At 70.4% G+C, this 12,395-nt stretch carries 10 protein-coding genes and 1 tRNA gene; 6 read left to right on the top strand and 5 right to left on the bottom strand.

The genetic code is table 11. The annotated features are described in order from the left end of the window. Both AC1DW8_RS17100 and AC1DW8_RS17095 read left to right on the top strand, forming a co-directional pair. The coding region (locus AC1DW8_RS17100) for an integrase core domain-containing protein (protein WP_478095287.1) at positions 1–205 on the top strand (205 nt) is incomplete at its 5' end. 88 nt (positions 206–293) lie between these two features. After that, positions 294–1,151, top strand: coding sequence for a tetratricopeptide repeat protein (locus AC1DW8_RS17095; protein ID WP_478095286.1), 858 nt, complete (start codon positions 294–296; stop codon positions 1,149–1,151). Between the two features lie 129 nt (positions 1,152–1,280). On the opposite strand, the gene AC1DW8_RS17090 is transcribed toward AC1DW8_RS17095, so the two are convergent. Continuing rightward, on the bottom strand, positions 1,281–2,399 hold the full coding sequence (locus AC1DW8_RS17090; protein WP_478095285.1) for a hypothetical protein: 1,119 nt from the start codon (positions 2,397–2,399) through the stop codon (positions 1,281–1,283). A 560-nt stretch (positions 2,400–2,959) separates the two neighbouring features. Here AC1DW8_RS17090 and AC1DW8_RS17085 point away from each other — a divergent pair. Genes AC1DW8_RS17085 through AC1DW8_RS17075 form a run of 3 tightly spaced genes read left to right on the top strand, consistent with a single transcriptional unit; the run spans position 2,960 to position 5,870 of the window. Next, complete coding sequence (locus AC1DW8_RS17085; RefSeq protein ID WP_478095284.1) at positions 2,960–4,561, top strand: replication initiator; 1,602 nt, start codon at positions 2,960–2,962, stop codon at positions 4,559–4,561. Beyond that, on the top strand, positions 4,561–4,734 hold the full coding sequence (locus AC1DW8_RS17080) for a helix-turn-helix transcriptional regulator (RefSeq protein ID WP_256795834.1): 174 nt from the start codon (positions 4,561–4,563) through the stop codon (positions 4,732–4,734). Before AC1DW8_RS17085 ends, AC1DW8_RS17080 begins: the two co-directional genes overlap by 1 nt. Positions 4,735–4,781: 47 nt before the next feature. Continuing rightward, on the top strand, positions 4,782–5,870 hold the full coding sequence (locus AC1DW8_RS17075) for a tyrosine-type recombinase/integrase (protein WP_478095283.1): 1,089 nt from the start codon (positions 4,782–4,784) through the stop codon (positions 5,868–5,870). Between the two features lie 14 nt (positions 5,871–5,884). On the opposite strand, the gene AC1DW8_RS17070 is transcribed toward AC1DW8_RS17075, so the two are convergent. Beyond that, positions 5,885–5,961, bottom strand: a tRNA-Thr gene (locus tag AC1DW8_RS17070). Positions 5,962–6,210: 249 nt separating this feature from the next. Between AC1DW8_RS17070 and AC1DW8_RS17065 the strand changes: the two genes are divergently transcribed. Next, complete coding sequence (locus AC1DW8_RS17065) at positions 6,211–7,137, top strand: NADP-dependent oxidoreductase (RefSeq protein WP_478095291.1); 927 nt, start codon at positions 6,211–6,213, stop codon at positions 7,135–7,137. Positions 7,138–7,224: 87 nt separating this feature from the next. On the opposite strand, the gene AC1DW8_RS17060 is transcribed toward AC1DW8_RS17065, so the two are convergent. The 3 genes from AC1DW8_RS17060 to AC1DW8_RS17050 are packed head-to-tail and all read right to left on the bottom strand — an operon-like array spanning position 7,225 to position 12,277. Further along, positions 7,225–8,982, bottom strand: a complete 1,758-nt coding sequence (locus AC1DW8_RS17060; protein WP_478095282.1) for an alpha/beta hydrolase — start codon at positions 8,980–8,982, stop codon at positions 7,225–7,227. Next, positions 8,913–10,730 (bottom strand): alpha/beta hydrolase, encoded by a 1,818-nt coding sequence (locus AC1DW8_RS17055; RefSeq protein WP_478095281.1) that lies wholly within the window; start codon positions 10,728–10,730, stop codon positions 8,913–8,915. Before AC1DW8_RS17055 ends, AC1DW8_RS17060 begins: the two co-directional genes overlap by 70 nt. Then, on the bottom strand, positions 10,724–12,277 hold the full coding sequence (locus AC1DW8_RS17050) for an alpha/beta hydrolase (RefSeq protein ID WP_478095280.1): 1,554 nt from the start codon (positions 12,275–12,277) through the stop codon (positions 10,724–10,726). The genes AC1DW8_RS17055 and AC1DW8_RS17050 overlap by 7 nt, the downstream gene beginning before the upstream one ends. Between the last annotated feature and the right edge of the window lie 118 nt (positions 12,278–12,395).

Genomic DNA, 12,395 nt, shown 5'->3' with positions numbered 1-12,395 from the left:
GCCCCAGACCAACGGCAAGATCGAACGCTTCCACCGCACCCTCGCCGACGGCTGGGGATACGCCCACTGCTACACCTCAGAGGACGAGCGACGGGCGGCCCTGCCAGCATGGCTCCACGAGTACAACCACCACCGACCCCACACCGCCTGCGGGAACAAGCCACCCATCACCCGCTTAACCAACCTGTCGGGTCAGTACAGCTAGCTCCCGACCGGCGCGCACTGGCAGCGGCATGTCCGTTAACGCCTGAGCGTCGCTCGGGAATCGTGCGCGATGGGGCACAGTGGCCTTCGTGAGTTCAGATCTGGAGAAGCGGATACAGGCTGCTGAGGGCCTTGGCCTTGAGGACCTCGTCGACCTCGGATGCGACCTGGCGGAGGCTGGCCTGTTGAGCGAGGCCGAGGACTGCTTTCGTCGGGCGTCTGACCTCGGCTCCGCACGCGCGTCCTTCAACCTAGGCAACTGCTTAGCCGAGCAGGAGCGGTGGGTAGAAGCCGTGACCATCTACGAGATCGCCCTCGACCGCGGCGAGAGCGACGCGTGGCTGAACTTGGGCTTGGTCCTTCACGAACTCGGCGACCTCGCTGGCGAGATCCGGGCGTACCAGGGCGCCGAAGCGGCCGGGGACAGCGGCGGCCCTCTCGGACTGGCCTTCGCCTTTCGCGAGCAAGGGGACAGAGAAGCAGCCATGGAGGCCGCGCAGCGCTCCGCTGCGGCCGGTAATGACACCGCAGCTGCCGTGGTCGCTTGCTGGCAGTGGTGCATATCCCTCGACCCCGGCCTTGAGGCTGCCCTGCGGGCGGGCGCTGATCACTTCGCGTCTGCCCGGGCAGACCTGGGGCACCTGCTGGTCGCGACAGGACGCATTGAGGAGGCCCGGGATGTCCTGGAGCGTGGAATGAAGCTGGGTGAAGTCGAGAGCATGCTTCCGCTCGGCAACCTGTACTCAGACCTGCTTGACGACGACGAAGCCGCCGAGGCTGCCTACCGGGCCGGCGCCGCTCTGGGAGACGCGCATTCACATCACAACCTTGCCGTCCTGCTCGAGGAGAACGGCGACGCTAACGGGGCAGAGCGGCACTATCGGGCAGCCATCGAGGGTGGGGACACCCTGTCGATCCACGCTCTTCGTTACCTTCTGGACGAGTAGGTCCTTCACCGCGTAGAAGCGCCAGCGCTATGCAGCCTTCAACGTCCGGACCTCGCCACCATCGCTAGGCGCTGCATATCCGGTAAACGCCTCACGCTGATGCCCGGGCGCCGCGGGCCTACCGTGGAGCTACCAGTCGCGATGCGTGTTCACGGCGTGCAGGACGGCTTGCGCAGCTTCCTCGGCGTCAATACCAGGCTCAGCCTCGGCCACGGCGTCCGTGACGAGCCGGTGCAGCGCCTCCAGTAGCTCGTCGCGCTCCTCGGTCATCAGCAGATGCGCTGGCCCGGCTACGTCGTTGAACGCCTCGGCGAACGCTGCGCCGAGGGCAGTGAGCTGTTCGCGGCGCTCGGCTTCGACCATGTCAGCCTGCAGGGCCGCGCGAATGGGGCGAGTGCTGTCTTTCCAAGCGCTTAAGGCCTTCTTGTAGCTGCGGCTCGAGATGCCCTCTCGACCGTCCCAGGCGCGAAGGGGGTTGTCGACGTTCTCCCGCACCCACTCCGGTGTCCGTGCCTTGCTGATCGACAGGTAGACGCCCTTGCCGGCCTCAGGGGTCCACGCGCGCCTCATGGCGGCGGCGTAGTCGGCGGGAACGCAGTCCAGGGAGATGTACTCCATCTCGTTCAGCTGCGCCGGTTCGAGCAGGTCGTAGTGGGTCATGCCGAACATCTCGTGGACGTCGATGCGTCGCAGCCGCTGAAGGCGATTTAGCTCCGAGGCGTTGACCAAGCGTCCCATCTCGCCCCAGAGGACCAGCCGTGTCAGGTTTGGGAAGGCCGAGGCGATGATCGCGCAGTCGACTGACTGGATGTCGTAGACCGACAAGGCGCGGATCTCGGGGGCGGTCGTGACAGGTGGGAGCTCTTGCCCGTCCTCGTACTGCCGGAAGCCTGGCTCGTCCTCGAGGTCCTCTCGCTCGCCAGCGTCCCAGCGTCGCTGCCAGTGCAGCTGAGTACCGACGTCCCATCCCATCGACCAGGTCAGTGACTCCTGTGTCCGCACCAGCGGCGCGGCGCCGAGGTTCTTGTAGCTGCGGGGCAGCACCCACTCGCGGTGCGACTGCTCCAACTCGTTGCGGTACCCGTGGTGCGTCAGGCGCAAGGGGGCGAGCCGCCCCAGGTCCGCGACGGTGTGAGGCTCCGGACCGGACCAGTCCAGGTCCAGCACGTCGACCTGCTGGGACCGGTCGTTCACCGAGATGATCTGCGCGGCCGACCATTCGCCGAGCTCTGGGCAGTACGTCGCCACGACGTCCCCCGGAGCGATTGGGCGGGGTGGGGCCTGCGGTCTGCGTGAAGGCACGCCACATGCTACGAGCGGCGGTCTTCCAGCCTCCCCAAAACACGACGGATGGGGCTCGATAGCGCCGCAGCAGATCGTGCCTTCGAGGACGAGCGCTCATCGACGTGTGGGTGAAACTTCGACCGCGCGACACGCGGCGTGTTTCTTCGTGGTTCGCCGCGTCGGGCGTGGATGGTGGGGAGTGCGGACACACCCACACAAAAGACCTGAACTGACAAACACTGCGGGCTTGATGCCCTGGGGGTCGGCTCCCCACCCCGGCCAGAGGCCATCCACACGAATAGCCGTCACACACACGACACGCATCTTCTGGTCCGCCATCTTCTTCGTGACCTTTGGACGTCATCTCTTGACGTGACCTGGCGTGTGCGCGGCTCCCCGCGGCGCCGGCATCTTCTTCTTGATCGTTTCTGGGCCGCCCTTTCGGACCGGGTGTGCCGTGCAGCGGGAGCCGCAGTATCTGCACGGCACACCCACCCGGACCGCTAGGGAAGGGGGTGGCCGTCATGTCCCGGGAAACTCGAGACCGCGTCTGGGACGCCGTCCCCCTGCACCCCGCCACGGACACCGGTGAGCCTCCGGACCGTGAGGGCCACCCCCTCGACCTGAGTCACCTCGACCCGGCGACCGAGACCCAGGTCGTGGCCCGGTTGCTGTCGCGGGACTTCGACGCCTGGTCCGAGGCCGCCTCCCGGGTCGGACACTGCGCCAAGCCGATCCGGCTGCACGGGTCTTCGCAGACCGTCGACGCGGCCACCGGTGAGGTGCTCTCGACCTTCTCCTCGGTCGACAGCCCGCTCGGGGTGCTGCACGTGCGGTGTGGCAACCGCCGCGCTGCGGACTGCCCGGCCTGCTCCCGCGTCTACGCCGCCGACACGTTCCACCTGATCCGGGCTGGGGTCGTCGGCGGCAAAGGCGTCCCCGAGCAGGTGGGCGAGAACCCGTTGGTCTTCGCGACCCTCACCGCGCCCTCGTTCGGCCCGGTCCACGGCACCCGCAACGGCCGCCGCTGCCGCCCCTACCGCAGCAAGGAGCAACCCGACCGGTGCGCGCATGGCCGGTCGACGGTCTGCCACGCCACCCACACCGACGGCGACCCGATGCTCGGGCAGCCCCTGTGCGGCGACTGCTACGACTACCCCTCGCACATCGTGTGGCAGTGGTGGGCCCCAGAGCTGTGGCGCCGGTTCACCATCGCCCTGCGGCGCGCCCTCGCCCGGATGCTCGGGATCAGCACCCATCGGCTCGCGCAGATCGCGACGGTCCAGTTCGCCAAGGTGGCGGAGTACCAGCTGCGCGGCCTCGTCCACTTCCACGCCCTGGTCCGCGTCGATGGCAAGCCAACCGACGACGATGCAAGCGGCGACTCACACGCGCCGGCCCCGGCCGGGGTCACCGCCGCGCTGCTCTCGTCCGCGATCGAGACCGCGGCCGCGTCCGTGTGGTTCGACGCCCCGCCCCTGTTCGGTGGTGACCTTGTCCGTCGGCTGAGGTTCGGCGCCCAGGTCGATGCACGGCCCGTCCGCGACGCGCACCGGACCGACGACCCCGAGAAGCAGCTCGAGGCCGAGCAGGTCGCCGGCTACCTCGCCAAGTACGCGACGAAGTCCGCCACCGACTCGACCGACGCGACGAGCCCGCACCTGCACCGGCTTCGTTCGACCATCGCTCAGACCGTCGACCGGCAGCAGCTCGAGGCGGCCGCCACCGAGGCGCCGATGGCCGATCACCCGTACGCGCTGCTCGGCAAGTGGGCCCACATGCTCGGCTTCCGCGGGCACTTCTCGTCCAAGTCCCGCCGCTACAGCGTCACCCTCGGCCGGCTACGCCGCGCCCGCGTCCGGTTCCAGCGCCGCCTCGCCGCCGCCTCTCGCGAAGGACGCACGCTCGAGACCCGCGACCTCGAGAACCTGCTCGACGACGACGACACCGAAACCACCCTCGTCATCGGGCAGTGGACCTACGCCGGATCCGGCTGGGACACCGACGGCGACGCCGAACTCGCCAAAGCCGCGGCAGCCCGCGCCCGCGAGTACGCCCAAGAACGAGCGAGAGCCAGACACGAGAGACCGCACCGCAAGGAGATTGGAGTTGAGAGATGGAACTGATGACCATCGACGAGGTCGCCGAACGGTTGCGCGTCCCCGTCCTGACCATTCGCTGGTTGCGCCAGGAAGGCCGGTTCGCACCCGCGATCAAGGTGGGCCGCCGCCTCGTCTGGGACGTCAAGGACGTAGACGCCTGGCTGGAGGCGCAACGCGAAGGGACACCGGCAGCGTGAGCATCCAGCGACTGGTCCGTGGCGATCGCGTCCGTTACAGGGCTCGCGTGAAGTCCCATGGCCGTGAAGTGGCGACGCGTGTCTTCGACCGCAAGTCTGACGCGGTCGCGTGGGAGCAGGAGCAGGCTCGCCGGCTGCGCTCAGGCGAGTGGTTCGACCCGCGTCGAGGAAGGGTGCCCCTCGCCTCGCTCTTCCCTGACTGGGTCGCCTCGCGCCAGAGCCTCAAGAGGAAGACGCAGGAGGCGGATCTATCGGCGTGGGCGAACCATGTAGCCCCCAAGTTCGGCCACCTGCCGATTGCCTCGATCACCGAGGCGCAGGTCTCGGCGTGGGCAGGTGGGCTCGTGGCGGCCGGTCTGTCCGGATCGACGGCCAGCAGATACCTGTCCACGCTGCGCTCGATGCTGGCGTTCGCGGTCGCTGACGGTCGCGTGTCCAGGAACGTCGCGGCCTTGGTCAAACCGCCCAAGGCAGGGCGTGCCCGTCGCGAGGGCCAGTTCCTCTCATTGGAGGAGCTCGAGGGGCTGGCCCTCGCATGCAACGGCCCGTATGCCGACGTCGTCAGGGTCCTCGGCCTGTGCGGACTGAGGTGGGGCGAGCTGGCCGGCCTCCAGGTCGGGGACCGCGTCAAGGTGCCGGGTGAGGGCCTGCGCCTGCAACGGAGCGTCCTCGCCAGCAGCTCCAAGGGCGGCCTCTACGTCGACACGCTCAAGGGCCGACGCTCGCGCACCGTCGCGCTGCCGGCGGCGGTCGTCCCGATCCTCGACCTCTGGAGTACCGGCAAGCCGTCCTCCGCCTGGATGTTCAGCGCACCCGGTGGCGGTCCCCTCTCCGAGTCGAACTGGAAGCGCTCCGTCGCCTGGCGTGACGCGTGCGCGGCCATCGGCCGGCCGACCCTGCGCGCCCACGACCTACGGCATACGGCGGCATCGATCTGGCTCGGTGCAGGCGCCGACCCGAAGGTCGTCCAGCGGATCCTGGGGCACGCCTCGGCCGCCATGACGATGGATCTCTACGGCCACCTGATCGACCGCAACCTGTGGGAGGCAGCGCAAAAGGTCGGGGGCACCACGGGGGCATCTGAGTCGGTCTCGGGCAAAGGAAAGGCCCCCGACTCTGGCGAGAAGGGGGCCTGACCTGTGGTGTTGCGTGGAGCCGCTTGTCGGAATCGAACCGACGACCTATTCATTACGAGTGAATCGCTCTGGCCGACTGAGCTAAAGCGGCTGGTCGTGAGGGCCGCGACGAGCGCGACCGGACACGGAGGTTGAGTATACGCACGACCCCTGCCGGAGAAAAATCGTGTCCCGAGAAGGCCTTCGGCACGTCGTCACCGGCCGCGCCCGTGCCGTTCGCGACCCTCGGGAATGCCGCGCCGACCCCGTGGCCTTGACCTCCAGGAGACGGCGGAAACCCCCACCGGCCACTCCCTCAGGAAGGACCACGATGACCGAGTCGAACGCCTCGACCCCGACCATGCGCGCCATGACCTACGACACCTACGGCGGACCCGAGGTGCTCGCCCTCACCGAGCAGCCGCGCCCCAAGGTCGGGCCCGGAGAGGTGCTCGTGCGAGTGCGGTCGGCGTCGGTCAACCCCGTCGACTGGAAGCTCATGTCGGGCGGCCTCGACGCCGTCATGGACGTGCGGTTCCCCGTCGTCCCGGGCTGGGACGTGTCCGGGGTCGTCGAGGCCGTCGGCTTCGACACCCCTGAGTTCTCGCCCGGCGACGAGGTGCTGGCCTACGCCCGCAAGGACTACGTCCACGGCGGCACCTTCGCCGAGCTCGTCAACGTGCCGGTGCGCGCCGTCGCCGCCAAGCCCGCGTCGATGTCGTGGGACGAGGCGGCCGGCCTGCCGCTCGCAGGCCTCACCGCCCTGCGCCTGCTGACGCGCCTCGAGGTCGGCGAGGGCGACACCGTGCTCGTGCACGCAGCGGCCGGTGGCGTCGGCTCGCTCGCGGTGCAGATCGCCCGGTCGCTCGGTGCCCGCGTCATCGGGACTGCGTCGGAGCGCAACCACGACCGCCTGCACGAGCTCGGTGCCGAGCCGGTGACCTACGGCGACGGCGTGGTCGAGCGCGTCCGCGCGCTGGCTCCCGACGGCGTGGACGCCGTCGCGGACTTCGTGGGCGACGTCCTCGACGTGACGACGGCCGTGCTCGCCGACGGTGGACGCCACGCCTCGATCGCCGATGGGTCGGTCACCGAGGCCGGCGGCCACTACGTCTGGGTGCGGCCGGACGGCGCCGAGCTGGCCCGCCTGACCGCGCTCTTCGAGGGAGGCACGCTGACGGTGCCGGTCGCGCAGACCTTCCCGCTCGAGGATCTGGCGGACGCCTTCCGGCTCAACCAGGAGGGGCACACCGCCGGCAAGATCGTGGTCCGGGTCTCGACCGACTGACCGAGCCGGCATACGCCATCACGACGTCGAGGGGCACTCTCCGCGTCGGAGAGTGCCCCTCGACGTATGGTCCTGGGCCCTGCGGCGTCAGGCGTCGCAGAGCTCGCCGTTGCGGGGCGCGAGCCCCTGCACGAGGTAGTCGTCGACGATCCCGTCGGCGCAGTCGTTGCCGTTGGCGTAGACCCCGTGGCCGTCCGCGTCGACGAGCACGAGGCGCGACCCGAAGATGCCGTGACCCATCTCGCGCGTGCCGTCTGGAGGGGTCGTCAGGTCGCGCTCGTTGGCGAGGACGAGGACCGGCGAGGTGGCGTCCACGGTGAGGATGAGGTTGGTGCGCTGGGTGCCCACCCAACCCTCGCAGGAGTCCGTCGCCACGCCGTGGAGGTGCGCGTAGACCGGGTGCTCGTCGAGGACGGAGGCACTCGGCTCCATCTGCGACGTCGCGTCGAGCGGCCAGTCCGCGCAGTGGATCGGCAGGTGGCTCGCCTCGTAGCCACCGACGTACGACCCGTCGTCGTCGCGCATGACCGTGTCCATCGCGGCCCACACGAGGTCGGTGCCGTCACCGTCCTCGAGCGCCCCGTGGAGCGCATCCTCGACGTCCTCCCACGAGTCCGGATAGAGGAGCACCGAGTTGACGGCCGTCACGGCCCAGCCCTCGGTGAGGCGCGGGATGCCCTGTGCGTCGCTCGGGAGCGGCTTGCGGTCGAGCCGGTCGAGGAAGGCGAGGAGCCGGGTGCGTGCCGTGTCGACGTCGTCACCGAGAGCACAGTCACCCTGGTCGACGCAGTCCTCTAGGAAGGCGTCGAGCCCGTCCTCCACCGTCGCGGCCTCCTCCTCGGCCCAACCGTCGACGTCGCCCTGCGACGCTGAGTCCGCCGCGACGTAGTCGGGCGAGACGGCCGAGTCGATGACCATGAGCCCGATCCGGTCGGGGAACTGGGCGCCGTAGAGCGCCCCGATGAGCGTGCCGTAGCTGATGCCGTAGTAGTTGAGATGGGCGTCGCCGACGGCATCGCGCATGACGTCGAGGTCGCGCGCCACCTGCTCGGAGCCCATGTTGCGGGCGAGCGCACCGCCTCGGGTCAGGCAGCCCTGGAGCCGAGCGGTCCGTGACGAGGCGGCGGCCGCCTTCTCGGCCTGGGTGTCCGGGGTGGGGTCGGCGGCGTACATCGCGTCGAGGTCCTTGCTGCGCAGGCAGGCGAAGCCGCCCGACTCGCCGATGCCGCGCGGGTCGAAGCCGACGACGTCCCAGACCTCGCGGACGTCGTCGGAGAAGAAGTCCCGGGCCTCCATCGCGAACTCGAGGCCGGAGGCGCCGGGACCACCCGGGTTGATGAAGAGCGTGCCCTTGCGTGCCTCGGGGTTGCCGGCCGGAACCTTGCGCAGGGCGATCTCGACCGTCTCACCGCGAGGGGCCAGGTAGTCGACGGGGACGCGCACCGTGCCGCACAGGTCGTCGGCTGAGCCCCGGCCGTCGCCCGTGACGTCGCAGGGGCGCCAGCTGATCGTCTGGTCGTAGAAGACGTCGAGACCCTGGGCGGGCTTCGACGTCGGTGTCCCGAGCTCGACTCGGTCACGCGGCGGCGCGTCGCCGTCCGCCCCGGCGGGCAGGTGCGAATCCGTGCCCGACGACCCTGGCTCCGGGGAGGCCGGCGAGCCGGCGGCGACCGCGCCACCGGGCACCGTCTCACCCGGCCCGTGGGCCGGGCTCGCGGCGAGCAGAACGAGTGCCGCGAGGACCGCGACGGAGACGAGGGGAGCGAGCAGTCGGCTCAGCAGGTCGTGCCGTCGGCCGGCGCCGTTCCCCTGAGCAGGTACCCGTCCACGGCGGAGTCCACGCACGAGTTGCCAGCGTAGTAGGTGCCGTGCCCGTCGTGGTCCGAAGTGAGCAGAATGCCCGAGGCGAGGTCCTTGGCGAGCTGCTTCGTGCCGCCGATGGGCGTCGCGGGGTCACGCTCGTTGCCGATGACGAGGATCGGGTCGGCGCCGGCCGCGAGCGTCGCTCCCTTGGGAGTGCGCCCAGCCGTCGGCCACGTGCGGCAGTTGTCGTAGAGCTCACCGGTCATCCGGGCCCACAGCGGGTGCGCGGCCTTCGCCTTCTTCTGCTCCGCCGCCAGGGTGGGGTCGGCCGTCGACCGCGGCCAGTCCGCACACCGCACCGGGATCATCGCCTGCAGGTAGGTGCTCGGCGCGTAGTCGCCGCCGATGCCGCGCTCCACGACCGACATTCCCTTGGCGAGGAGGATGTCGCCCTTCCCGGTGAACGCCTGCGCGAGCCCCTTGTCGAGCGTCGGCCAGGACTGGTCCGAGTAGAGGCACATGAAGATCGCAAAGCCGACCCAGCCCTCGCCGATCCGGGTCAGACCCGGCTTGGTCGTCGTCAGGCCGTTCTTCTCGACGCTGTCGAGCAGGTCGACGATCTTCTGGCGGGCGCCGGCCTTGTCGCTGCCGAGTGCGCAGTCGGGCCGGCCGACGCACCAGTCGATGAAGGCGTCGATTGAGGACTCGAAGCCCTGGATGTCGTAGGTCATCTCCTGCTGCTCGGTCTGGTTCGGCGACATCGCTGAGTCGAGCACCATCCGGCCGACCTTCCTCGGGAAGGTGTCGGCGTAGATCGCGCCGAGGAACGTGCCGTAGGAGCCGCCGAAGAAGTTGAGCTTCTCGTCGCCGAGGAGCACCCGCAAGACGTCCATGTCGCGGGCCACCTCGGTCGTGCTCATGTGCATCGCCCGGTCGCCGCCGCGCGCCGCGCAGCGCTTCGTCACCCCGTCGACGTCGGCGAGCAGCGTCCAACGCTCGGCCGCCGAGTCGGGTGTCGGGTCGGCGCTGAAGAGCAGGTCCATGTCGGAGTTGCTCAGGCACCGCACGGGGCTCGATGCCCCGATCCCCCGCGGGTCGAAGCCGACGATGTCGTATGCCGCTCGCACCCCGGGAGAGAAGACGAACGACGAGTACTGGGCGTACTCCACCCCGGAGCCGCCGGGCCCCCCGGGGTTGATGACGAGCGAGCCGAGCCGCTTGGACGGCTGGGTCGCCGGGGCCTTGCGCAGCGCCAGGGTGAAGCGGTCGCCGGTCGGCTTGGCGTAGTCGACGGGCACCTCCATCGTGGCGCACTGGTGCTTGGCGTTGTCGGCGCACGGCGACCAGCTGATCTGCTGGGTGTAGAAGGGCGCGAGGGCGGCCGGATAGTCCGCCGTGACGGTGCTGTTCGGCGCCGGCGTCGCGGGCGCCGGGTCCGTGGCGCTCGGTGCCGGCGAGCCCGACGCCGGTGCCGTGACCCGGGGCTGGGCGACGGTCGGCGGGTTGCCGATGCGCCAGACGGCGAGGACCAGGGCTGCGACGACGGCCACCACGGCGACGGCCGCGAGCACCGGTCGCACCGACGACCGGCGCGGCCGGCCCGTCCCTGAGCCCTCAGAGCCCCAGGCCCCTCCAGAGCCCCGGGCCCCTCCGAATCCCCAGGACCCGCCGGGCCCGCCCGCGTCACCGCTCCGGGCACCCGGCGCGGGCGCCGGGTAGGAGGGCGGCAGGGCCGCATACCCCGTCGGTGCGTCCGGAAGGTCGTCGGGACGCGGGTCCTCGTTCAGCACTTGAGTCCGTCCTTGGGCACGCGCCCCTGCACGTAGTAGGCGTCGATGGCGCTGTCGACGCACGTGTTGCTCCGACCGTAGGCGGTGTGGCCGTCGCCGTCGTAGGACACGAGCACGGCGTTGTCGAGCTGGTCACGCAGCCGCTTGGACCACTCGTAGATCGTGGCGGGGTCGCGCGTCGTGCCGACGACGACGATCGGGTCGCTGCCGGGGGCCGCCACCGTGTGCGGGCCCACGGCGGACTTCACCGGCCACACGCCGCAGGGCAGGGCGCCCCACGCGAGGTTGGCGCCCCACGTCGGCGCCTTGGCCGAGAAGTCCTTGGCGTAGGTCTCGTAGGCGGACACGTCGGGGCTGTCCGGTCGGTCGAGGCAGTTGACGGCGTAGATCGACTCCATGAGGTTGCCGTCGTAGCCGCCACCCGGACGTCGGCCTGCGTAGGCGTCGGCCAGCTGCATGAGGGACTGGCCGTTGCCGGACTTGGCCTCCCGGAGGGCGTCGGTGAGGAAGCCCCACGAGCCCTGGTCGTAGAGCGCGACGGCGACGCCGAGGCGGGCCCAGCCCTCGGTGAGCAAGGGGGCGCTGGCGTCGCCGGTCGGCAGGGGCTGGCGGTCGACCTGGCGGAAGAAGTCGTCGAGGCCCTTGAGTGCGGCCTGCGGGGTCGAGCCGAGGGGGCACTCCTCGGTGACGCAGTCCTCGACGTAGGCCTGCGTCGCGATCTGGAAGCCCCGGGCCTGGCCCTCGCCGAGCTCGGCGCTCGTCAGGTCGGGCGGCACGACGCCGTCGAGGACGACACGGCCGACGCGCTGCGGGAAGAGGGCGGCGTACGTCGAGCCGAGGAACGTGCCGTAGGACTTGCCGAGATAGTTCAGCTGGGTGTCGCCGACCGCGGCCCTGAGGATGTCCATGTCGCGGGCGGCGTCGGCGGTCGAGAGGTGCTTGACGAGGTCGGGGTTGTCCTGCTGGCAGCCGTCGGCCATGGCCTTGGCCTGCGTGAGGAGCGCCTGCTCCTCGGTGGCGTCGTCGGGCGTCGGGTCGGCCGCGAGGAAGCGGTCGAGGGCCTTGTCGTCGAGGCAGTCGATCGGGTCGGAGCTCGCGACGCCGCGCGGGTCGAAGCCAACGAGGTCGTAGTAGCGGCGCACCTCGGGGCCGCCGATCGTCTCGGCTCCACCGCGGACGTAGTCGATCCCCGACGCGCCCGGGCCGCCGGGGTTGACGAGCAGCGACCCCAGGCGCTTGGCCTGGTCGCGGGCCTTGACCCGGGCGACCTTGATCGTCAGGTCCTTGGACGGGTCCGGGGCCGTGTGGTCGAGCGGGACCCGCAGGTCGGCGCACTCGAGGTCGCCGCACTTCTTCCAGTCGAGCTTCTGGGTGTAGTAGGGGGCGAGCGCCGCGCTCGGCGCCGCCGTGGCCGGCGGGAGACCGGTCTTCGAGGTGGGCCCGACCGGTGGCTCGCTCGTCGTGCAGGCCGCAGCAGCCAGCACCAGCGCCAGGGTCGCCACGGTGGTGGTGAGGGCGCGGGAGATGGCGGCAGGGCGTGTCGTCATGCCCGAAACCGTAACCGGTCGACCTGTAGGCGGCCGCCACGGACGACAGGTCGTGACCGCATCGAGGCCGTATGCCGTGTCGCCCGACCCGTCGGCCGCGCGGGCTGCCGCACGGGGC

The sequence above is a fragment of the Terrabacter sp. P2_E3 genome (assembly GCF_056403915.1).
The sequence above is the reverse complement of the archived record's forward strand: the minus strand, read 5'-3'. Positions and strand labels throughout refer to the sequence as shown.

Bases quoted from the DNA above. Each gene is read 5' to 3' on its own strand.
- AC1DW8_RS17065 (WP_478095291.1), top strand. From the start codon at position 6,211: ATGCGCGCCATGACCTACGACACCTACGGCGGACCCGAGGTGCTCGCC.
- AC1DW8_RS17085 (WP_478095284.1), top strand. From the start codon at position 2,960: ATGTCCCGGGAAACTCGAGACCGCGTCTGGGACGCCGTCCCCCTGCAC.
- AC1DW8_RS17050 (WP_478095280.1), bottom strand. From the start codon at position 12,277: ATGACGACACGCCCTGCCGCCATCTCCCGCGCCCTCACCACCACCGTG.
- AC1DW8_RS17080 (WP_256795834.1), top strand. From the start codon at position 4,561: ATGACCATCGACGAGGTCGCCGAACGGTTGCGCGTCCCCGTCCTGACC.